This window comes from Thalassospira sp. MCCC 1A02898 (assembly GCF_001618185.1).
Classification (GTDB): domain Bacteria; phylum Pseudomonadota; class Alphaproteobacteria; order Rhodospirillales; family Thalassospiraceae; genus Thalassospira; species Thalassospira tepidiphila.
Window position 1 is genome coordinate 515,600 of the sequence record NZ_LPXK01000013.1, and the last position, 21,018, is coordinate 536,617.

19 protein-coding genes and 3 tRNA genes are annotated in these 21,018 nt (G+C 54.8%); 9 read left to right on the plus strand and 13 right to left on the minus strand.

The window, feature by feature from the left end; genetic code table 11:
* Positions 1-12 precede the first annotated feature (12 nt).
* On the plus strand, positions 13-864 hold the full coding sequence (locus tag AUQ41_RS19095; RefSeq protein WP_063090159.1) for a hypothetical protein: 852 nt from the start codon (positions 13-15) through the stop codon (positions 862-864).
* Between the two features lie 35 nt (positions 865-899).
* On the opposite strand, the gene AUQ41_RS19100 is transcribed toward AUQ41_RS19095, so the two are convergent.
* On the minus strand, positions 900-2,213 hold the full coding sequence (locus AUQ41_RS19100; protein ID WP_063090015.1) for an FAD-binding oxidoreductase: 1,314 nt from the start codon (positions 2,211-2,213) through the stop codon (positions 900-902).
* A gap of 102 nt (positions 2,214-2,315) precedes the next feature.
* Here AUQ41_RS19100 and AUQ41_RS19105 point away from each other — a divergent pair, with 102 nt between their 5' ends.
* Together AUQ41_RS19105 and AUQ41_RS19110 are read left to right on the plus strand one after the other, a co-directional pair.
* Positions 2,316-3,470, plus strand: a complete 1,155-nt coding sequence (locus AUQ41_RS19105; protein ID WP_063090161.1) for a PLP-dependent aspartate aminotransferase family protein — start codon at positions 2,316-2,318, stop codon at positions 3,468-3,470.
* 35 nt (positions 3,471-3,505) lie between these two features.
* Complete coding sequence (locus tag AUQ41_RS19110) at positions 3,506-4,555, plus strand: ChaN family lipoprotein (protein ID WP_063090016.1); 1,050 nt, start codon at positions 3,506-3,508, stop codon at positions 4,553-4,555.
* Between the two features lie 31 nt (positions 4,556-4,586).
* On the opposite strand, the gene AUQ41_RS19115 is transcribed toward AUQ41_RS19110, so the two are convergent.
* The 5 genes from AUQ41_RS19115 to AUQ41_RS19135 all read right to left on the minus strand — a co-directional run bounded on the left by AUQ41_RS19115 (position 4,587) and on the right by AUQ41_RS19135 (position 7,348).
* Positions 4,587-5,147 carry a Panacea domain-containing protein gene (locus AUQ41_RS19115; protein WP_008890906.1) on the minus strand — a complete coding sequence of 187 codons (561 nt, stop codon included), beginning with the start codon at positions 5,145-5,147 and terminating at the stop codon, positions 4,587-4,589.
* Positions 5,148-5,269: 122 nt separating this feature from the next.
* On the minus strand, positions 5,270-5,716 hold the full coding sequence (locus AUQ41_RS19120) for a hypothetical protein (protein ID WP_008890907.1): 447 nt from the start codon (positions 5,714-5,716) through the stop codon (positions 5,270-5,272).
* A 127-nt stretch (positions 5,717-5,843) separates the two neighbouring features.
* Positions 5,844-6,371, minus strand: coding sequence for an adenine phosphoribosyltransferase (locus tag AUQ41_RS19125; RefSeq protein WP_063090017.1), 528 nt, complete (start codon positions 6,369-6,371; stop codon positions 5,844-5,846).
* Between the two features lie 161 nt (positions 6,372-6,532).
* On the minus strand, positions 6,533-6,766 hold the full coding sequence (locus AUQ41_RS19130; protein WP_008890909.1) for a hypothetical protein: 234 nt from the start codon (positions 6,764-6,766) through the stop codon (positions 6,533-6,535).
* A gap of 315 nt (positions 6,767-7,081) precedes the next feature.
* Positions 7,082-7,348: a hypothetical protein gene (locus AUQ41_RS19135; RefSeq protein ID WP_063090018.1), complete on the minus strand. Its 267-nt coding sequence runs from the start codon at positions 7,346-7,348 to the stop codon at positions 7,082-7,084.
* A gap of 247 nt (positions 7,349-7,595) precedes the next feature.
* Here AUQ41_RS19135 and AUQ41_RS19140 point away from each other — a divergent pair, with 247 nt between their 5' ends.
* From AUQ41_RS19140 to AUQ41_RS19155, 4 genes are all read left to right on the plus strand, one after another.
* Entirely contained in the window at positions 7,596-9,308 is a 1,713-nt protein-coding gene (locus AUQ41_RS19140) for a methyl-accepting chemotaxis protein (protein WP_082923532.1), read from the plus strand.
* 296 nt (positions 9,309-9,604) lie between these two features.
* Positions 9,605-10,399, plus strand: a complete 795-nt coding sequence (locus tag AUQ41_RS19145; protein ID WP_063090019.1) for a motility protein A — start codon at positions 9,605-9,607, stop codon at positions 10,397-10,399.
* 11 nt (positions 10,400-10,410) lie between these two features.
* Entirely contained in the window at positions 10,411-11,103 is a 693-nt protein-coding gene (locus AUQ41_RS19150) for a flagellar motor protein MotB (protein WP_063090021.1), read from the plus strand.
* 220 nt (positions 11,104-11,323) lie between these two features.
* Positions 11,324-12,823: an arylsulfatase gene (locus tag AUQ41_RS19155; RefSeq protein ID WP_063090164.1), complete on the plus strand. Its 1,500-nt coding sequence runs from the start codon at positions 11,324-11,326 to the stop codon at positions 12,821-12,823.
* A gap of 69 nt (positions 12,824-12,892) precedes the next feature.
* Here the strand turns inward: AUQ41_RS19155 and AUQ41_RS19160 are convergent, their stop codons facing one another.
* From AUQ41_RS19160 to AUQ41_RS19170, 3 genes are all read right to left on the minus strand, one after another.
* Positions 12,893-13,717 (minus strand): MBL fold metallo-hydrolase, encoded by an 825-nt coding sequence (locus AUQ41_RS19160; RefSeq protein ID WP_063090023.1) that lies wholly within the window; start codon positions 13,715-13,717, stop codon positions 12,893-12,895.
* A gap of 110 nt (positions 13,718-13,827) precedes the next feature.
* Positions 13,828-14,553: an S-adenosyl-l-methionine hydroxide adenosyltransferase family protein gene (locus tag AUQ41_RS19165; RefSeq protein WP_063090025.1), complete on the minus strand. Its 726-nt coding sequence runs from the start codon at positions 14,551-14,553 to the stop codon at positions 13,828-13,830.
* A 135-nt stretch (positions 14,554-14,688) separates the two neighbouring features.
* Positions 14,689-16,098 carry an SPOR domain-containing protein gene (locus AUQ41_RS19170; protein WP_063090027.1) on the minus strand — a complete coding sequence of 470 codons (1,410 nt, stop codon included), beginning with the start codon at positions 16,096-16,098 and terminating at the stop codon, positions 14,689-14,691.
* Between the two features lie 333 nt (positions 16,099-16,431).
* Here AUQ41_RS19170 and AUQ41_RS19175 point away from each other — a divergent pair, with 333 nt between their 5' ends.
* Positions 16,432-17,730, plus strand: coding sequence for an EAL domain-containing protein (locus tag AUQ41_RS19175; protein WP_063090029.1), 1,299 nt, complete (start codon positions 16,432-16,434; stop codon positions 17,728-17,730).
* A 111-nt stretch (positions 17,731-17,841) separates the two neighbouring features.
* Positions 17,842-19,212 (plus strand): DNA polymerase IV, encoded by a 1,371-nt coding sequence (locus tag AUQ41_RS19180; protein ID WP_063090031.1) that lies wholly within the window; start codon positions 17,842-17,844, stop codon positions 19,210-19,212.
* 77 nt (positions 19,213-19,289) lie between these two features.
* Here AUQ41_RS19180 and AUQ41_RS19185 read toward each other — a convergent pair.
* From AUQ41_RS19185 to AUQ41_RS19200, 4 genes are all read right to left on the minus strand, one after another.
* Positions 19,290-19,365 (minus strand) — tRNA-Glu (locus AUQ41_RS19185).
* Positions 19,366-19,409: 44 nt separating this feature from the next.
* A tRNA-Glu gene (locus AUQ41_RS19190) sits at positions 19,410-19,485 on the minus strand.
* Positions 19,486-19,522: 37 nt separating this feature from the next.
* Positions 19,523-19,598, minus strand: a tRNA-Glu gene (locus AUQ41_RS19195).
* Between the two features lie 154 nt (positions 19,599-19,752).
* Entirely contained in the window at positions 19,753-21,015 is a 1,263-nt protein-coding gene (locus tag AUQ41_RS19200) for an MFS transporter (RefSeq protein ID WP_063090033.1), read from the minus strand.
* Between the last annotated feature and the right edge of the window lie 3 nt (positions 21,016-21,018).

Consider the following 21,018-nt stretch of genomic DNA (forward strand, 5'->3'; position numbering starts at 1 on the left):
GGTCGCCCCGCCATGAGTTTGACTGTCTTTCTTGCTGTAATGGGCGCTGCCCTGATGCATGCCGTGTGGAATGCACTGGTCAAGGGTGGTTCGGACAAACTGATGAACATGACGGCGATCGTGCTGGGTCATACGCCGATTGTTCTGACCCTGTTGCCGTTTGTTGACCTTCCTGCCCCCGAAAGCTGGCCTTATCTGCTGACCTCCCTTGGACTTCATATCGGCTATCAGTTGTTTCTGATCCTGGCCTATCGTTTGGGCGATCTCAGCCAGGTTTATCCGATTGCACGCGGGTCTTCGCCGCTGATTGTTGCGGCGGTGTCCGTGTTGATCATGGGGGTTACCCTGCATGTCAGCGAGTGGCTGGCGATTGTTATCATCGGGGTTGGCATCATCAGCATGTGCATCACGCGACAAGCCGATGGCATGCGTAACCGCAATGCTGCCCTTGCCGCAATCATTACCGGTTGTTTCATCAGCAGCTATTCACTGGTCGATGGCACCGGTGCAAGGCTGGCTGGCACGGCGCTTGGCTATTACAGCTATCAGACGATTGGCAACGTTGTGATCTTTGCCGTGATCGTGACCTTCATGCGCCCGCGCATCCTTGCCGATATCGCGCGATCTGGCAAAAAGGTCTTTGCAATTGGTGGCACCGCGTCCTTTGCGGCCTATGCCACTGTGATGTGGGCCTTTACACAGGCACCGATCCCGCTTGTGGTCGCCCTGCGGGAAACCGGCATTGTCTTTGCCCTTTTGATCGGGGTGTTCTTCATGGGCGAGAAGCTTAACCTTGTGAAGCTGTCCTCGACCATGATGACACTGGGCGGGGCGATTATCCTGCGACTGGCACGCAGCCTGTAACCGCCCCTACCCGAATTGAGTTTCAGAACACGCGATCAGACCCGTGTCCGCGGCGTGCGGCGGGTACCGTCTTCGAACCTTGAAAGTTCCATGCCCTTTAAGGTGATCGACGGTTGCCCGGTGGTGATCCAGTCGGCCAGCACCTTGCCAACCACCGGTCCCATGGCAAAGCCATGGCCCGAGAATCCCGATGCGACAAAGAAGTGCTTGGGATTGTCAAACTGATCAATCACCGGCACCGCATCCGGGGTGACGTCAATGTCGCCCGCCCAGGTATCGACGATGCCGACTTTCTTGATCTGTGGCAGGACCTTTTGCAGATTGCGCATGGCGTTTTTAACCCGCACCTCATAAGGCTCCGCCTGATTGGTGCGTCGTCCGATCATGGGTTGCCTTGATGCATCCGATCCCGGCATGCGATCCACCAGATCATCAAAGAAACGCTTGTTAAAGTGGAACTTGAAGGTCGCCCAGTTGTCAAACAGCCCAGGCATGAAATCGCGGGCGTATTTAAACCGGCCCAGCGTCAAATCAATGTCGGTCATGAATTCATCGGCGATGTTCATCGACCCATCTGCGCGTTGCCGGAATGCAAGCCCAGCCGCCAGCGTGCCCGCGGCAGAAATATCGGGTACCGGTGTGGTGCGGATCACGGTCCCGCGCGTGGTTTGTTGTGGTAAACGCCGCCCGAACTTGGCAACGAATTTATGCGTCGCAGCCCCGGCCGCACAGATGACGTATTTGCATTTGATTTCGCCCTGCTCGGATACCACCGAACTGATCGCGCCGGCCTCTGTTTCAATCGAAAGCGCGCCGCAGCCCTCGGCAATCACAGCACCCAATTCACTGGCGCGCTTGGCAATTGCCGGGGCGGCCTTTTTCGGTTCGGCCTGCCCGTCTGAGGGCGTGTAGATCCCGCCAACACCCGGTGTTGTGATCCCCGGTGTCAGTTTTTCGACCCCCTTGGGGTCAAGGACCTGGGTTTCGATGCCAAAGTGTTTGGTGTCGTTAATCCAGCCCTCGAATTCCGACATTTCCTTGTCATCGCGGGCGACAAACAGCACCCCGCCCTGGCGCCATTCCAGATCGGCATTCAGTTCCTTTTCAAGACCTTTCCAGATCTTGTTACATTCGATCATCAATGGCAGTTCTACCGGGTCACGCCCCTGTTGGCGGACAAAGCCCCAGGCACGACCGGACTGGTGTGACGCGATGGTATCCTTTTCCAGAAGCACGACTTTCATGCCGGCCTTGGTCAGGTAATAGGCGCTTGATGACCCGTGAATGCCGCCGCCGATGACAACGACGTCGCATTCCTTTGGCAGGGTGATTTTCGGATAATTCGTCATGTGGGGACCTAAAGATTGGTTTTGGTGGCAATTCAATTTGGTGTGTGGCGGGAACCACGTTATGTTGCGCGCCAACAAATCTCAACCAAATCAGGTGCCACCATGTCTGATCATGCAAAAAAACAGTCCCCCGCCACCGTAAGTGCACAGGCGCTTGGCTGGGTCGATGAAGCCACTAAATCCGTTACTCCGCCGCTTTATCCGTCGACCACGTTCGAACGAAACACTGATCTGAGCTATCACGACGGTCGCTGCTATACGCGTGCGGACAACCCGACCTATGATCAGGCCTGTGCAGTCCTGAACGAACTTGAAGGCGGTTCTGAAACCCGCCTGTTTGCATCGGGCATGGCGGCTGCCGTCGCGGTTTTGCATGCGCTGAACCCGGGTGACCATGTCGTCGCCCCCAAGGTGATGTATTGGGCGCTGCGCAGCTTCATGCTTGATAGTGGTGTGCGTGCCGGGCTGAGTTTTGATTTTGTCGATAACGCCGATATTGCCGATTGGGACAAGCACATTGTTGCCGGCAAGACCAAGCTGGTCTGGCTTGAAACCCCGGCCAACCCGGATTGGCAAATCACCGATATTGCCGCTGTTGCCAAACTGGCTAAGGCCGCTGGTGCCTTTGTGGTCGTTGACAACACCGTTGCCACGCCGCTTCTGACCCGTCCGATTGATTTTGGTGCCGATATCGTCATGCATTCGGCGACCAAATATCTGAACGGTCATAGTGACGTTTTGGCGGGATCCCTGACCACTGCCAAGGACAGCGACTTCTGGCAACGTGTTTGCAAACAGCACGCATCAGGCGGTGCAGTTCTGGGCGTGTTTGAAACGTGGCTTTTGCTGCGCGGGATGCGCACACTTTCAATCCGTGTGGAACGCGCCAGTGCCAATGCCATGGCGATTGCCAAGCATTTCGAAGACCACCCGGAGATCGAACAGGTCCAGTATCCCGGCCTTGAAAGCCATGTCGGTCATGACATTGCCAAAAAGCAGATGTCAGGTGGCTTTGGAGGGATGTTGTCGCTGCGCGTCAAGGGTGGTGAAAAGCGTGCGGTTGATTTCCACAACCAGTGCAAACTGTTTAAACGCGCGACATCGCTTGGCGGGGTTGAAAGCCTGATCGAACATCGATCCTCGGTCGAAGGGCCGACCAGCCCGGTACCGGCAGACCTTCTGCGTCTTTCGGTCGGGATCGAAGATTGTGATGACCTTGTTAACGACCTTGAAACGGCCTTGCGCTTAAGCAAATAAGACACATCCGTTTTCAATCAGGAATCAACTGATCGATGCCCAAGTCGATGCCAATCCAAATCGCAGTCAGATCATGGACACGTGCCGTCAAACGCACTGTCGGTGTCTCTGTGGTTGCGCTGGCATCGACGATCATTCCCATCGCCCCGACGGTTGCGCATGATAGCAAGACCCCCCAGGGCAGCCTGACCGACGTCAATGCCCTGCCCCCGGCGCCGGGTTTGATTTTTGACGTGGTGGCAGGCGAATACATCATGTTTGATACGCTGGTCGAACGGCTGTCAGGTCGCAAATATATCCTGATTGGTGAAAAGCACGACAATCCCATCCACCATCACCATCAGGCACAGCTGGTCAATGCACTCAGCAAGTCGGATGAACGTGAACGTGCGATTGTCTGGGAAATGTTTGCCCGTGATCAACAGGCATCGCTTGAAGACAGCTGGCAGACGCTTCCGGTTTCGGAACTCGGTCCGGCGATGGCGTGGGAAGATCGCGGTTGGCCGTCATGGCATGACTATGCGCCGATTGCGCAGGCTGCACGCGACAACGGTTTGATGATGGTGGCGGGTAATCTGCCGGATGATCTGCTTAAACCCATGATCAGCAATGGCAACGATGCCTTGCCCGATGATCTGGCAGCCAAGCTTGATTTGCCAGATATGCCGACAGAAATACTTGATCGCTTCAATGTCGAAATCGCCGAGGGGCACTGCAACATGTTGCCCGAAAGCATGCTGGGTGGTTTTTCCGCCGTTCAGTTTGCCCGCGATGCGTCGCTTGCACGCGCGATGAGCGATGCGGCAAATATTGACGGCATTGATGGTGCCTTCCTGATTGCGGGTGCCATGCATGTCCGCCACAGCATTGCCACCCCCTGGCATTTGCAGCGCTATGAACCGGATCTTGAGGCGCGCGAGATCGCAGTCGTCAGCCTGATCGAGGCCGATGATCCCGGCCCGGACGCGTCAAGCATCGAGGACTACGCCATGCGGTTTGGTGCGCCCGACGATATCGATTTCATGTGGTTTACCAATGACATCGCGCGTGGCGATCCGTGCCAGAATCTCGGAATGGGGCAATAACCCCAAAACCCGTTCAGCCAATCTTTTCGGATTACTTGATTTTGCGCGGCAACCAGTCGGTGGTCGCAACCGGTTTGCCTTTGTGGGAGCGCATGACGCGCGGGCGCACGACTTCCTTGGCCTCGGGCGTGGTCGCGGTTTTGCGGACAGAGGCATAAAATTCAACCAGTTCGTCGAACGGAATGATCGTTCCGATCCCTTCCTTGTAGGCCTTGGTAAAGGGTGGATGATTTCGCACGGTAACACTGAGATGTTCGACCGTGTGATGACCAAACTGCGCCCAGATGCTTTCAAGAAAATGGATGGTTTTCGGATCAACCGATTTCAGCCGCACATCAGGCCGGGATTCTTCCATCACGGCATAAAGGTTGGGTTCGACCGGGCCGAATTCCTCTGCCACAAAGATGGCCGGCATCAACATGTTGCCGTGATAGTTCGCGCCGTAATAAGCCTGCGCCAGATACAACAAACGATGCAGTTTTTGCGGCTGCAAGTATTCGTTGTCATTGAGTGCGAGGTCAATGAACCTGAATGCGGCATCAAATACCGTATTGAGAACCGGCTTGTTCTTCATGCTGTGCCCGATGGTCATGGGATACGATCACGTGTTGCCAAGGATCATAAAACCTATGGCAGGTGCCAACAAGCATCACCGATCAGGTTTTTAAATTTTCGGGGAAAGTAGCGGTTTGAAGTGCCTTTGGTCAGGCCTTGCTAAACGGTCGCATCCAGATGCTTGCCGCGTACGCCGACACCGTGGGCCACTGCATTGACCACCGCATAAAACGATGTACCGCTATTGGCCGACAGATCAAACGGGATCGATGGATCAAGCAGGCTGGCAAAATCGATCTCGCTGGGCATATCGACAGCCCCCTCGCGATCACTTGCGCGACGCGCAGCTGACAGATTGCGCTGTTCGGTACGCTGGTCTTTCTGTTCGCCGGGATTGCCCTGCCCCGATTGACGTTTGTTTTTGCCATCGACATAGGCATTAAACAGAATGCCGTCATCATCGGGGTCATAGGTGTAGTTCTGAGACGATGCCTCGACCTGATTATCCCGGTCGGCTGTTGCCACACCGCGCGCACCAGCAGGCGCAAGTCGGCCATACTGGCCAACCTGTGAAACTGTCTGTGCGTTTTGGACCGGTGCGATCATGTTCCTCTGCCTTGGCGAAAGACCGATATGGGCTAAGACCTAATTCAACTCATGCATTATACATGAATATATAGTGATACGGCAGGAAATTCGCAATTCCTGCCACTCACATCAGTTTCCGAGCGTCTTAATCGCCTTCGAATTCGACCAAGTGGAATTCTTCGATACCGCGATCGCGGATTTTCTGCGCCCCGCCAAGATCCGGCAAATCAATGATAAAGGCGCAACCTGCGACCTCTGCCCCGATCTTTTCGACCAGATCAATGGCGGCAAGGGCAGTGCCACCGGTGGCAATCAGATCATCCATGATCAGAACCCGACTGCCCGGTTTGACGGCATCCTTGTGAATTTCGATGACGTCGGTGCCATATTCAAGTTCATATTCGACACCGACCGTTTCAGCCGGAAGCTTGCCCTGCTTGCGGATGGTGACGAAACCGATACCAAGGGCCACGGCAACCGCCGGACCGATCACAAAGCCACGCGCTTCGATCCCGGCGATCATTTCGATCTTCTTGTCCTGGAATTCGGCGGCGAAGCTGTCGATCACTTCGCTAAGACCATACGGGTCCTCGAACAGCGTCGTGATATCCCGAAACATGATGCCCTTTTTCGGGTAATCGGGAATGGTACGAATCAACGACTTGATCGACATGGGATACTCCGGCCAGATATCAGGAAATACGACGTCGCAGATCAAAAGCCGTGAATATCACGGCCAGATCACATACGGCGTCACTTGATGCCCGAAACAGAGTGAATTGGCAAGGTACATCCCATCACCCGCACCTTGCCGGAACCAAGCTTTAAAGCGCGTCAAGCCGCATGCGGTGTGGACAGACGCGGGTTGATATGTGCGACAGACGGTACCGCCGCAACAAAGTCATTGGCGAGCTTCTTGCTGATTTCTGCGCGTGTTCCACGCGGCAAGCCGGTTTGCGCCGCCTGACGATTGCCCCAAACGGCCCGGTAAAGGCGATAATCATGGTCGTTGATCTGACCGAATACTTTTTCGACTTCCATCAGAGTCTGGACGTAACTCTTTTTCATGTCAGTCATCCTGTTGCTCGTTGGTTTTCGACGGTTTTGCCCATCGAATTTTGTCGCATCCATTTTTGTGATGCGGCGTTTACAGAAGCCATATAGTCCTAACTTCATGGCCGCTCAACTGCAGCACGGTGACAAGATCAGGAAGAATTTGTGACAGTTTGCCCAATTCTTCCGATGCCGCAAAATCAGCCTTTCCTGAGGTTAGAAGATTTGTGCCAGTTTGCGGCTTGCCAGCCATATAAAAACGGCCCGTCTTCAAAACAGAAGACAGGCCGAAAAAATTTCGATCAATGCGCAAACGACGCGCCTAAAACGCTAGTTCAGCTTTTTGGCGGCTTCGACCTGTTTGGCTTCTTCGTCGATCTGCTTTTGCAGGGCATCGCCATATTCACCGTATATCCGGCCCTCAAGCGACAGCTCCAGAAAACGGATGTAGTCGTTTTGGTCAGTGATCTTTGCACGCGCGACTTCGATCACGTCAAACGGGCTTGCCGCATCCAGACCGTATTTGCGGATCAGTCCCAGCATTTCTGCGGTGATCTGATCAAGCTTCTTGCGGGTGTCGCTATAGGAAAGCGTCATCAGATTGTCCTGTGTATCGAATGTGTTTGTTGGGCTGCTTATGCCTGTTTGTCGTTGGGCTTGCAAGCCCCGCAACGTTGAAAACAGCCCGTTTGGCGATACGAACTATACCAATTCAATTCGCCCCGCTTGAGGCATATCAAAGCACTTTTTCCGCGATCATGCATGGTTCACAAGCCCGCGAAACAGAACAAAAAACATCCTGTTCCGTCGGGTTTATTGAAGCCTATGCCATCGGGGAGTTACCATGCGCATCCTGTCTGCCTTCAACGCCATGAGCATTCGCAAACGCTTTATGTGGGCGTCCGCATTTGGCGTCTCTACCACTGTGATTATTGCGCTTTTGATGATGACTGTGGTCGAGGAAAAAGCCATGGATGAAAAGCTTCATCAGCTAAGTGAAAACGAGCTGACGTCGCTGCATGCGCTGATTGTCAATGTGATGGCCGCCCGCCCCGATGATGTCGACGATATCGGCATTCAGGTTTTCAACAACTGGTTTGACAGCCGCAATGGCGATTACCCTGGCGAACTCTGGTCCGCATGGGGACCGACCACCATGGCTTATATGGAAGAATTCGGCGAGAAGCCGCTTAAGACCCCGCGTGACGAGATCGATATCGAAGCCATCGAAACCGGCAAGATGATTGGCCGTTATACCGATAATGGCACCTATCGCCTGTCGATGCCGATTGTGCTGGGTGAAACCAAGGGTGCGGATCGCGAAGTCTGCTTTAGCTGCCATGGCGCGATGGAGGCCGACACCGGCGACGTAATCGCCGTTCTGTCCTCAAGCCTTTCCGTCGCACCCGAACAGGAAAAAACCAACCGTATTCTGATCGGTATTGTTCTGGGCGGCCTTGCAATCGCAATTGCCACCATCATCGGTATGCGGGTGCTGCTGTCTCGCATTGTCACCGGCCCGCTTTCTGATCTGGGCAATGACATGAATGCGTTGGCCGACGGCAATACCAACTTTGAAATCAACGCCCTGTCGCGCCAGGATGAAATCGGCGAAATGGCGAAATCGGTTGATGTTTTCCGCACCAATGCGATTGCCAAAAAGCAGATGGAAGCCGAACAAAAAGAAGAATCCCGCCGCCGTGAAGAACGCATGCAAAGCCTTGAACGCCATATCGGCAGTTTCGAAGGCGTGATTGCGCAAATCGTCGGTGCGGTCTCGGCGTCGGCCGAACGCATGCAGACGACGGCACGCGGTCTTGTCGATTCAGCCGACCGAGCCAGCAAAAGCGCAACCACGGTTGCCGCTGCATCCGAACAAGCAACCGTCAATGTCCGTACTGTGGCCGATGCCGCCGACCATCTGTCCGAATCAATCTCCCAGATCGGTGAACAGGCACAGCAATCAACCCAGATTGCCGCCGAGGCATCGCGCGAAGCCGCCCAGTCGTCCGAAACCGTTCAGGGTCTGTCGGAAGTTGCCAACCGCATTGGTGAAATTGTTGAGCTGATCAGTGACATTGCCGGCCAGACCAACCTTCTGGCACTCAATGCCACCATCGAGGCCGCCCGTGCGGGCGAAGCAGGCAAAGGTTTTGCCGTGGTTGCGGCAGAGGTCAAGAACCTTGCCAACCAGACGGCCCGCGCGACCAACGAAATTGCCGAACAAATCACGGCCATTCAGGAAGAAACCGGCAAAACGGTCAGCTCGATCGGGGATATCTCGGATGTGATCAGCCGCATCACCGAAATGGTCAACACCATCTCGGCCGCGGTTGGCGAACAATCCGATGCCACCGACGAGATCGCGCAGAATGTAGAACAGGCAGCCATCGGCACTCAGGAAGTCAGCAGCAATATCGAACGGGTCAGCAACACCGTCGCCGATACCGATCAGGCTGCCCATCTGGTTCTTGATGTTGCCGAAGAACTTGGGACGCTGTCCAACGATCTGCGCGCGCAGGTCGATCAGTTCCTTGCCGACATCCGCAGCAGCTAAGCGCAAATCTGCGCAGAAATCGTTCACCATTGACCGGCGGCAAGACAGTTGTTTTGCCGCCGGTTTTGGTTTTGGCAACCATCGGATGAACCGAACTTATGCCAGAAGTTGTACTGATCACGCCCCCTGCATCTGCCCCCGGCCGACATTATCGACTTTGAATTGAATAAAATTAACTTCAAAACAACGAAATGCGGGCCTATTCTTACGTAAAATTATAATATTCTTTTTTCTAATGTCTGGTGTCTTTGACACACAAAAGCGCCATGTCGACGACCCGGGGGATTGTGGGGACAATGTCGTTTACGACGATTTTAGGCATTATGGTCGGCCTTGGCCTGTTTATCGGGTCGATCTTTATTTCGACCGATAACTATCTGGTATTCTTAAGCCTTTCGAGTGCACTGATGGTGGTTGGCGGCACGCTGGCCGCGACATTTATTGCCTATGAGGCGCGCTATGTGCTGCTGGCGCTCAGACTGATTTTCAAAATTTTCCGCGCCCCGCAAATGGGCCGCGGCCAACTGACCGGCGAAGTCGGCCGTGTGGTCAAATGGGGTTATCTGTTGCAGAAAAAGGGTATCAACGCCCTTGAACAGGAAGCCGAACGTGTCGGCAAGGACGAACCGTTTCTGGGCTGGGCGATGGAAGTCGTCATCACCGGCTATGATGGCGAGGAAACCGCCGAGATGCTTCATAACGCCATCGATAACGCCTTTAGCCGCAACCTGGTACCGGTTGCTATCCTTAAGAGCATGGCCGCCGCCGCCCCGGCCTTTGGCATGATCGGGACATTGGTCGGCCTTGTCATCATGCTTGATAAGATGGCCGATGATCCAACCTCGTTGGGGGCCGGTCTTGCGATTGCGCTGATTACGACATTGTATGGCATTGTTGCCGCCCGGTTCTTTTTCCTGCCAGCGGCCAGCAAAATCCAGCAGCGCGAGGAAATCATGCGGTTTCGCAATTACCTGATCGCGGAAGGCCTGATCATGCTGGCTGATCGCAAAGGTCCGCGCGCCATACAGGACAGGATGAATTCCTTCCTTGATCCGGCCATTCATTTCAATATCGACAAGTCGTCGAAGTAAGGGGATCGATCATGGCCCGCGGCAAAAGGCGCCTGCAATTCAAGGAAGAGGAACCAATCAACGAGGATTGGCTTGCAACCTATGCCGATGCCATCACCCTTTTGATGGCGTTTTTTGTCATGCTGGTCAGCTTCTCCAAGGTCGAAATTCCGATGTTTGAAAAGGTCCAGGCCGGCATTGCCGAACAGATTGGCAAACGCGAAGTCGTGCGTCCGACACAGGTGCTTGAGACCGATCTGCGCGACGTGGTTTTCAACATGGCGCTGGACAGTGCCGTCAATGTGTCGACCGATGACGAAGGCATCCTGATGGAAATGGGCAGCGCGTCGTTCTTCCAACCGGGGTCCGCCAACCTGACCAATGATGCAGTCCTGTTCCTCAAGGATGTCGGGGATCTTCTGAAAGAACCGCGCTATCTCGGTTTTCAGGTCGAAGTTTCCGGTCATACCGACGACAGCCCGATCAACTCACCGCGGTTCCCGACAAACTGGGATCTGGCGGCGGGTCGTGCCATCGCAGTTGTCCGGTTCTTTGCCGCCCTTGGCGTTGATCCCGACAGCAAACGCATGCGCGCCATTTCTTACGGCGACACCAAACCGAAATTGCCAAACCGCAATGATTTCGGTGAACCGATCCCGGAAAATCGCGAAGCCAACCGCCGGATTGAAATCCGTGTCTTCCCGAAATACTCCCGCGTGTTCTGAGACGTCCCCCTGTCACACCACCATAACTTGACGCCAGCCCGACCCGGAAATACAATTCAAGAGCGCGCAGAAGATACAAAAATTCATCCTGAGGTTATCACCGAGTTCAGCCTTCTTTTCTGTTGGCTTGGTCAGACGACCATCTGGTCTGCGCTGACACGTCAAACAGGAAGGTGGGAAAATGAAACTCTCCAGAATTTTTCAAACCCTGACTGCCCTGATGATCCTCCCGTGTGCTGCTATTGCACAAACCAGTCAAGCTTCCGAGCGCCCCAATATCCTTGTCATATGGGGGGATGATGTCGGAATGTGGAACATCAGCGCCTATCACCGTGGAATGATGGGTGGTAGCACCCCTAATATTGATCGCATCGCCAATGACGGCATGCTGTTCATGGATCATTATGCACAGGCATCCTGCACGGCTGGTCGTGCGGCGTTCCTGACCGGCCAGTATCCGATGCGTCTCGGACTTAGTACCGTCGGCATCCCAGGATCGCCCATCGGCCTGCAGGAAGAAGACCCGACACTTGCAGAAATGCTGCGTGAACAGGGTTATGCAAATGGCCAGTTCGGCAAGAACCACCTTGGCGACCTCGATGAACACCTGCCGACCAATCATGGCTTCGACGAGTTCTATGGCATTCTTTATCACCTGAATGCCGGCGAATATGTCGAACAGTACGACTATCCGACCGGCAGCAAGGTGGCCGAATACATCGCCCAGCGCGGTATTATTCATTCCCTGCATCAGGAAGACGGCACGCAATCCATCGAGGACCTTGGTAGTTTCGGGCGCGAACGGCAACGGACGCTTGATCAGGAAGTCCTCGAAGAGTCCAAACGGTTTATTCGTGATGCTGTGTCAGAGGACAAACCATTCTTTGTCTGGCATAACACTACGCGCATGCATTACCGCACCAATCTGAGCCAGGAATATGAAGGTGTAACCGGCTATGGCCTTTATGCCGACGGCATGAAAGAGCTTGATGACGATGTCGGCGAGCTCCTTGACCTTCTTGATGAGCTTGGTGTGGCAGACAACACCATGGTCATGTTCTCGACCGATAATGGGGCTGCGTCCAACAGTTGGCCCGATGGCGGCAACCAGCCGTTCCGCGGTGAAAAAGGTGTTGGCGGTTATGAAGGCGGGTTCAGGGTTCCCATGGCAGTCAAATGGCCCGGCGTTGTGCCCCCCGGCACGACAACCGGCGAATTCATGACCATGGAAGACTGGGTACCAACCATCATGTCGCAGCTCGGTGAGAAGGATCTCAAGGAAAAGCTGCTTGATGGTCACAAGATTGGTGATCGCAATTACCGTGTCCATCTGGACGGTTATGATCAAACCGATATCCTGACCCAGGATGGCCCAACCAAACGCAAGGAATTCTTCTATTTCACGGAAACGAAGTTCCACGGCTTGCGCTATGGCGATTGGAAATTCCTGTTTACCGAACAGGACCAATGGTTCAATGGGGTTACCAACAACCTGACCACGCCATTGATCACCAACCTGAAACTTGATCCGTTCGAACGGTTCCACGACGCACGCGGTTTTGATGAATGGCAGGAAAACCGGTCATGGACTCTTGCGCCGGCCATTGGTGTGGTAAACAAATTCTTCCAGTCGTTTGAGGAATATCCCCCACGTCAGGCCAGCTTCACGGTCGATGTCGACGAGATTGTCCAGGACATGCAAAGCGGTAATTCGCGCTAAGACGACTGGCTAGGCGTCCCTGCGAGGATCGCAGGGACGCGGCCTTGGGCTTTTTTGCGCGCAAACACTCTATTCGATGTGCAACACCATTTCATCGCGGGCAGCAAAGGCACCTGACCAGGTGGCGCGTGCCTTTTGCTCGATAACGGTCATGGCCGCATCATCATGTTCTGGATCGTGATGGAACAGTGCCAGTTGCTTGGCATTGGCGGCCCGGCACAGGCGAATGCCTTCCTGCCATGTCGAATGCCCCCACCCGACTTTCTGCGGAAATTCTTCGTCGGTGTAGGTGCAATCGTAAATCACCAGATCGGCATCTTCGATGAAATCAAGAATGATCGGGTCCGGGGTTTCCGGATCATGTTCGGTGTCGGTCACATAACACACCGCATTACCATCATACTCGACACGAAATGCCGTCGCCCCATTAGGGTGACGCAAGGGTGCCGTCTTGATTACGATACCGTCGGCGGGATGCAATTCATCCCCTACACTGAAATCCTCAAATGTCAGCTTCGATTGCATCGCGGACAGCGGCACGGGAAATGTCGGGTCCGCCATTTGCGCCGAAAACACGCGCTCCACCCCTCCCTGATGGGTCAGATGCCCCGCCATGACACGGAAGGACGCGTTTGGGTTATAGGCCGGCACAAAGAACGGAAATCCGTTGATATGATCCCAGTGTGTATGGGTCAGGAAGATGTGTGCATGGGTGACATTGCGCCGGATCAGATCCTTGCCAAGGTTACGAATCCCGGTCCCGGCATCAAAGATCAGGACCTCGTCGCAGACGCGCATTTCAATGCAACTGGTATTGCCACCATAAACAACATGGTCAGGTGACGGGCATGCAATGCTTCCACGAACGCCCCAGAATTTAACCTCAATCGCCATTCACCAAATCCTGCTCAAGGATTGATTGCTTATCGCAAACACCAGTTATCACACCTTCAAACGATCACATCACATACTTACGAACCAATCATCGATTGCACGTAACATATTCAATTCACGCCAACAGTGCTTCCGATCACAGCGCCCATCATTTTGTCGGCGCGTCCGCAATTGACCGCGATCTCGCACAGCCCAATCGAATTGCGGTAATGGAAAGCCGATCCTTCCGGCACGTCGGAGAATGTCCGCGCCCCGGAAACGATATGCGCATTGACCGTGATTTTTTCATCAAGTGAACGCGCAGAAAGTCCCGTCATCAGGTTGCCATAGGGATCGACATAGATCACTTCGGCCAATTCATCGGGCCAATCCTGTGCCGGACCGAACCGCGCATCATTCGCGATCGGATGCGATGCAAACGCGTGATCGGTTGCGACCCTTGCGGCAACCGGGCCAAAGATATCCCGACCATGGAAGCTTGCCGATGCGTCATCGGGCATCCAGTCAATGACCTTGATCGATACCTTTTCGGCACTCCTTATAATCATTTCAAACAAACCATTATCCGGCCCGACATATGAAACGCCGTCAGCCGTAACGACAAGCCCCTGACGCGCACTGCCCACGCCCGGGTCAACAACCGCCAAGACCACATCGCCCGCCTGAAATTCGCGGGTCAAGGCCGCCAAAAGGTAACTTGCCGCCTTTGGGTTCCGGTCCGGCGCATCACACATCAGATCGCAGATCGGCACATCCGGCGCATGGCGCATCACGACCGACCGCATGGTGCCGCTATAGGGGCCATTTACACCAAAATCGCTAAAGACAAAGATCATGGCATGTTACCGGTACATCGGTTGAATAAGGTTAGGCTCAGGACCTAGCTTGAAGACAACAACGCCGGTGGCAACATTTTGATCCCACCGGCGTTGTCGCTATTCTTTTAAGATAAGGTCCATGGACCCGAAGTGCTACTTGACCTCGCAGAACTGGCCGCGTCGTTTCAGCTCCGCACACAGGGAACTTGCCGCACTGTCGCTTAGTCCCGTTGCCATCAGGCGATAATAGGTGCCCTTGCCCGGAATGCTGGCGCGCGTCACACCATGTTGAAGCGGGGCAAGCTGGCCATAGCGGCTGCTCAGGATCTGCCAGCCGCGTTCTGCCTGTGCCTCATTGCGATAAGACGCCAGATGAACGGATTTGGAGCCACTTGCCATTGCGGCAGGCGCGCTTGCCATTTCCTCAGCCGCCTGAACCGGGCGGCTTTCCCCCGTGGCAACACGGCGAACCGGTTCCCCGGAATTAAGCGTCATTGCCGTGCCCTGTGCCGGTTCGACAATGGCGGCCTCAATCGCGTCACGTTCGCGCTTGAACTCATCGGGTGTCACCAGCTTCATCTGCTGAAGGTCTTCGATGCGTGCGATCTGGCGTGCGGCATCCATCAGACCTTGCGGTGCTGGCGGCGGGGTTGCGCGTTGGCGCGGCTGGGCTGGCAACAACGCATCGAGAATGGCGGTGCGTTCTGCAACATGTTCCTGCACGGTAATCGCCCCGATCTGAAGCGCACGGTTCAGCTGATTAAGGCGCTGTTCGACCTGCTCACCGTCTGGCGGCGGGTTATTCAAGAATGCCGACGGTGCCGGTTGGCTCATCGGCAGCAAGGCACCAAGGTTTGCCGAACGGCGGGCGGAATATTCCTCGGGCGTGACAAGTCCGGTGGACTGTAAATTGCGCAAGATTGCAAACCGTTTGGCAATTGCTTCGTCCCCTGCCGACAGGGCCGCACCAGCCGGAACATCCATTGGCCTGGTTGACGCGCTGGTCATGGACGAAACCGGGTTGCCCGTCATTGGCGCGTTTGTGGCACGACCGGCGGCCACAGCCGCGGCACCATTGCCAAGGCCCGACGGCCCGCTGATGATTTGATCATTGATGCTAAGCGACCCCGGCAGGCCGCGCTGAAGCCGCGACAGATTGAATTCAGCAGCATCACGCAGCGGACGGGGCTGTGTGCCAGTTGCCGAAGACATCAGAACCGTACCGGGCGGGTTCATCGCGATCAGAGTTTCATATCCATCGCGCGCCCGATCCGGGCGGTTGGTATTTTGATAAAGAACGGATCGCCACAACATTGCATGGCCATCCTGGGGATTTTTGCGCAGTGCCTCGTCAAAGAGTTTTTCAGCAGAAGCATAATCACCGCTGGCCAATTGTTGCAGGCCAAGGGCTGTGTAATTGTCATCGGCAAAGGACGTTGCCTCGTCCCAGAAGTCCTGATCCAGCAGCGGCGCACAGGCCGACACCCATGAAACCATACCGATCACAGCAATACCCTTGCCGATTTTCAGCCAGTTCCCGGTCCGCTTTGCGGATACCTGCATGGCGCCAATCCCCTATTCCATAAAACCCGTTTCGGAAATCATGCTGTAGTGCCAGTTCATATTCCAGCAAAACCCGGCATGGACTTCCCCCATACAGCCTTGATTTTGCACCCTGCTTGCCAACAATTCGTTAAAGCAAATTAATCACTGTTTTTGACGCGACACTTGTCCTGCCATACGTATAGTTTCTATACATAGAATAGTGCTAAAGTGAGTGTCTCAACCATTAACCAGACCTTCAGAACATTATGATTTGATCAGACTTCGGTCTTCGGTGTATTCAACCGGCAAATAACCACTCAAAAAAACGTTTTCTCTTTCAGGGGTTTCGGCGTGATTGAACCGCAGCAATATGGCCAACAGGCCCTTCAGGAATACCTGTTGCTGGATTATGTGCAACGGCTGGAGACCCGTAAGTACGGGCACCGGGCTGTACATATTCACCTGTCGCGCCTAAAGCCGTTCCATCGCCGCGATTATCATATCCGTGTTGCGACCAATACCTTTGAAAGCTATGTCAAACTCTATGTCGGCCGTATCTTTGTTCTGACCAACAATGATCTGATCTTTGTCTGGAAAGACAAATCGATTGCCGATGTCGAACCGGCTGTTGATACGCTGCGCTATCTGTTCCGCGATGATCCGCTGTCACAGGACGATAGCGAGGAAACCGGTTTTTGCACCTGGTACAACCTTAATACCGAGTTCCAGGAATTCCTGTTGCTGTGTCAGCACCTTGATGAGCGCGCCAAAAAGCTTCAGAAAAGCCTGAACATGCGCAGCGCCATCCAGCGTGAAAAAGACAATAACGTCCTCAGCCCCATCACGGCCGAAAACCTCGGAGAACTCGAAGAAACCATTCACACAGCCGATCTGTCGGAACATATTCGCCAGCAACCGGTCTGTGTCTTTGCCCATGGCAGCTCCAAGGAACTGCATCCGGTATTTGACGAGTTCTTTGTCTCGATCACCGATCTGCGCAACGCGCTGATGCCCAATATTGATCTGGCGTCAAACCGCTGGCTGTTCCAGCACATGACCGAGACACTCGACAAACGCATGCTGAACTACCTGTGCAAGCGGACCTTCAAAACGCATGCAAGTTCGTTCTCGATCAACCTCAACCTTGGCACCCTGACGTCCAAGGATTTTGACAAGTTTGACGAAACGGTGCGCCGCAACTGGCAGGGCAACGTGATCATTGAACTTAATCAGGTTGATCTGTTTTCAAACCTTGAAACCTATCTCAGTGTGCGTGACGACTTTCATGAACGCGGTTATCGCATTCTGATCGACAACCTGACGGTCGAAGCCCTGTCCTTTGTTGATCGTAAACGCCTTAAGGCCGACTTCATCAAGGTCGCCTGGCGCGAAGAGATGACCGATAATGTCATCCGCAAAAAATACTCGGAAATGGACAGTCTGGTGAAGAACTCCGGCCGGGAACGTGTGATCCTGTGCCGCTGTGATTCGCCCACCGCGATCAAGTTCGGCCAGTCGCTTGGCATCACCCTGTTCCAGGGGCGCTATATCGACAACATGATCGCCCGGCAACGACGCGCCAAGCGCGACGCCAAAAAGCCCGTCAGACCTGCGCCGACAAGGCCAACCGACGATAAGCCAACGCGATAATCGACCACCGCCAGACATCCTCCTGACAAACCGGTCAGGAGCCTTGATTTACTGGCAACCACCTTCATTTCACCCCTTGGCAAAACCGGAACAAAAGCAGTACACATAAGCATGTTGTACGCGCTGTGCCCGGATTGCCATCACAAATGGCGACTGCATCTTGACCGACCGCTTCCCAAAAGCGGTAGCGGGTCTTATGTGCCCTGCCCAGCCTGTTCCTACAAGCGCGCAATCGCCCACCCGGAACTGCCGGAGCTTGCGATTGGTCATCTTGATTGCGATGCCTTTTATGCCTCGATCGAAAAGCGTGATCGACCGGAACTGATCGATCAGCCTGTCATCATTGGCGGCGGTCATCGTGGTGTTGTCGCGACATGCTGTTATGTTGCGCGCAAATATGGTGTGCGGTCCGCGATGCCTGCCTTCAAGGCACGGGAACTCTGCCCTGATGCGGTGTTTCTGAAATCCGATATGAAAAAGTATCAGCGCGAAGGCTATCGCGTTCGCGACATGATGCGTGCACTCACCCCCGATATCGAACCGCTGTCGATTGACGAGGCCTTTATGGACCTTACCAACGCCATGGAAACCCATGGCAAATCGGCGGCAGAATGCCTGATCGACCTTCAGGCGACAATCAAACGCGAAGTCGGCATTACGGTCTCCATCGGGCTTTCCTATAACAAGTTTCTTGCCAAAATCTCGTCCGACCTCAACAAGCCGTTTGGCTTTTCCATGATCGGGCGGCGTGAGGCGCTTGATTTCCTGGCCGACAAGCCAGTGCGCATGATGTGGGGTGTTGGCCCCGCGATGGAGCGCAAACTGCACGCAGATGGCGTTAAAACCATCGGGCAGCTGCAGGAAATGGACATCCATACCCTTCAGGGCCGATATGGCAGCATCGGCAAGCGGTTCTTTTACTTCTCGCGCGGTGAAGACAACCGGCGTGTGGAGCAAAGCACGGAACGCAAAAGCCTGTCTTCGGAAACCACATTCAACGAAGATATCGCAAGCCTGTCCGAACTTTCCGAGATCGCCACCCGCCTGACCTCTAGGGTTGCCAGCGATCTGGCGCGCAAGGAAATTGCAGGTCACACCGTGATCCTGAAGCTGAAATCATCGGATTTCAAGCTCCGCACGCGTAACATGCGCCTGACCTATCCGACCTTGCGCGAAGACGTCATTCTGGATGCAGCGCTGACCCTGCTTAAAAAGGAAATAGATGGCACGCGCTATCGGTTGCTTGGCGTCGGGGTCGCCGACCTTTACGACGCCGACATGGCCGATCCGATTGATTTGTTTGCCGGTGATATCGCCGCCATCACCGATGATGCCGCGCAGTCAGAGGCAATCACACCAGAAGCCCCGCGCACGGTGATCGACCTGCCCCGCCCGACTGCCGAACAATTGCGCGAAAGCCTGACACGGCGCTATCGACAGCACAAAAAGATGGCACCACGCCAACACAAATTCCGTTTCTAGAAACGAAAACGCGCAAAAGACAAATGATGCACGGCGCGACATTTGCGTGCTAACATATTGATTTTTATTTGGAAAAATGGCGTCCCCTAGGGGATTCGAACCCCTGTTGCCGCCGTGAAAGGGCGGTGTCCTAGGCCTCTAGACGAAGGGGACACAGGCACAAGCGCTTATGTGCGAATGTCGTGACTTTCGGTTGGTGGCGTCCCCTAGGGGATTCGAACCCCTGTTGCCGCCGTGAAAGGGCGGTGTCCTAGGCCTCTAGACGAAGGGGACACATACGCACCAATCGAAGTCAGTCTATGTTAACGAGTGGCGTCCCCTAGGGGATTCGAACCCCTGTTGCCGCCGTGAAAGGGCGGTGTCCTAGGCCTCTAGACGAAGGGGACGCAGCGCGTTAACGAGGCCGGTTTTTAGCGATTGGGTGGGGTCAGGTCAAGCGGCTTTTTCGCCCCTGTGACGTTTTTTTTAATCCCTTGGCATAAATGATGCTATTCCCGACCAAATACTGAAAAACCTTGGCACACTGTTTAACCAGACGGTTTATTGGCCGCGGCGTCGGGTTCCAATCCAGAAACTGATCCCCGCCACAGCAAGACCACAGCCCAAAAAGACAAACATCGCCTTGTAACCGGTATCCGGGTCTGCCTCATAATGGCCGACAATCAGCCCGGCAATGCCTTGAAGGACGAACAGACCGCCAAAGGTCGCCAGATTGATTGTGGTCAGTGCGCGGCCAATCTGATGTTCAGCCACCGCCTTGCGCGATGCGGCATAATTAAGCGTCGCACTGCTGCCCAGGAAGCCGTGCAGCAACATCAACACCATGGCGATGCCGGTGCCCATTGGCCCGACAAAGGCCTGCAACAGGCAGGCAACCGCCCCGACCAGCACGGCAAAGACAATCAGGCCACGGGTATTATCAGGCATCATGCGCGACAGTTGCCCGTAGGTCGGCGGACCAATGATCATGCCAATCGTCATCACCAGAAGGATATTACCGACCTCGACCGCGCCCAGATCAAACACGTCATGCAAATAAGGCCCACCCCACAGGCCCCGCACCGTCAGGATCGTCGGATAGCTGAAAAACGCCACACCCGACAGTAACCAGACCTGCCGGTTTGACCAGACAGACACCATACCGCGCAGGACATCACCGACACTTTCGCCGCGCTGGGCATGGGTTGCATGGCCCGGCGGGTTGTCGCGGACCAGAATGAAATCAAGCACCACTGCAATCAACGCAATACCGGCAAGGCCGTAATAAACCGCCCGCCAACCATAGGCCTCGACCAGTGTCGCAAGTGGCGTTGCCGATGCCAGAACACCCATCAAACTGAACGAAACGATCAAACCGGATGCGGCGGCAAACTTTTCGGGTGCGGTCCAGCGCGCGGCCAGAACCAGTGCCGACATGAAGGCTGCCGAACAGCCAACGCCAATCACCGCCTGGCCTACCATCAGGCCCAGCACGCTTTGCGCATTGGCAAAGATAAAGACACCGGCCACGGTGACCATGGTCAAAAACCCGTTGGTCAGGCGCGGCCCATATCGGTCGAGCAGCACACCGACGGGGATTTGCATGAGCGCAAAGGCAAAATGGAAACTGCCCGATATCAGGCCAAGCTGTTCGGGTGTCACGGCAAGCTGTTCACGAAGCGGCCCGGCAAGCAGCGCCTGGGCAGAACGGAAAAACTGGCTAAGCGAAAAGGCCAGCATGATCGGCATCAGAACGATCAGAAACGATCCGAGGCCATGCTTGGGCGTCGCAGAGGTGGGTGTGGGGCGCGAATTTTGTGTCATGGT

What these genes read in the sequence shown, in the direction of transcription:
- AUQ41_RS19095 (WP_063090159.1), top strand. Translation starts at nt 13, where the DNA reads ATGAGTTTGACTGTCTTTCTTGCTGTAATGGGCGCTGCCCTGATGCAT.
- AUQ41_RS19100 (WP_063090015.1), bottom strand. Translation starts at nt 2,213, where the DNA reads ATGACGAATTATCCGAAAATCACCCTGCCAAAGGAATGCGACGTCGTT.
- AUQ41_RS19105 (WP_063090161.1), top strand. Translation starts at nt 2,316, where the DNA reads ATGTCTGATCATGCAAAAAAACAGTCCCCCGCCACCGTAAGTGCACAG.
- AUQ41_RS19110 (WP_063090016.1), top strand. Translation starts at nt 3,506, where the DNA reads ATGCCCAAGTCGATGCCAATCCAAATCGCAGTCAGATCATGGACACGT.
- AUQ41_RS19115 (WP_008890906.1), bottom strand. Translation starts at nt 5,147, where the DNA reads ATGACCATCGGGCACAGCATGAAGAACAAGCCGGTTCTCAATACGGTA.
- AUQ41_RS19120 (WP_008890907.1), bottom strand. Translation starts at nt 5,716, where the DNA reads ATGATCGCACCGGTCCAAAACGCACAGACAGTTTCACAGGTTGGCCAG.
- AUQ41_RS19125 (WP_063090017.1), bottom strand. Translation starts at nt 6,371, where the DNA reads ATGTCGATCAAGTCGTTGATTCGTACCATTCCCGATTACCCGAAAAAG.
- AUQ41_RS19130 (WP_008890909.1), bottom strand. Translation starts at nt 6,766, where the DNA reads ATGAAAAAGAGTTACGTCCAGACTCTGATGGAAGTCGAAAAAGTATTC.
- AUQ41_RS19135 (WP_063090018.1), bottom strand. Translation starts at nt 7,348, where the DNA reads ATGACGCTTTCCTATAGCGACACCCGCAAGAAGCTTGATCAGATCACC.
- AUQ41_RS19140 (WP_082923532.1), top strand. Translation starts at nt 7,596, where the DNA reads ATGCGCATCCTGTCTGCCTTCAACGCCATGAGCATTCGCAAACGCTTT.
- AUQ41_RS19145 (WP_063090019.1), top strand. Translation starts at nt 9,605, where the DNA reads ATGTCGTTTACGACGATTTTAGGCATTATGGTCGGCCTTGGCCTGTTT.
- AUQ41_RS19150 (WP_063090021.1), top strand. Translation starts at nt 10,411, where the DNA reads ATGGCCCGCGGCAAAAGGCGCCTGCAATTCAAGGAAGAGGAACCAATC.
- AUQ41_RS19155 (WP_063090164.1), top strand. Translation starts at nt 11,324, where the DNA reads ATGATCCTCCCGTGTGCTGCTATTGCACAAACCAGTCAAGCTTCCGAG.
- AUQ41_RS19160 (WP_063090023.1), bottom strand. Translation starts at nt 13,717, where the DNA reads ATGGCGATTGAGGTTAAATTCTGGGGCGTTCGTGGAAGCATTGCATGC.
- AUQ41_RS19165 (WP_063090025.1), bottom strand. Translation starts at nt 14,553, where the DNA reads ATGATCTTTGTCTTTAGCGATTTTGGTGTAAATGGCCCCTATAGCGGC.
- AUQ41_RS19170 (WP_063090027.1), bottom strand. Translation starts at nt 16,098, where the DNA reads ATGCAGGTATCCGCAAAGCGGACCGGGAACTGGCTGAAAATCGGCAAG.
- AUQ41_RS19180 (WP_063090031.1), top strand. Translation starts at nt 17,842, where the DNA reads ATGTTGTACGCGCTGTGCCCGGATTGCCATCACAAATGGCGACTGCAT.
- AUQ41_RS19200 (WP_063090033.1), bottom strand. Translation starts at nt 21,015, where the DNA reads ATGACACAAAATTCGCGCCCCACACCCACCTCTGCGACGCCCAAGCAT.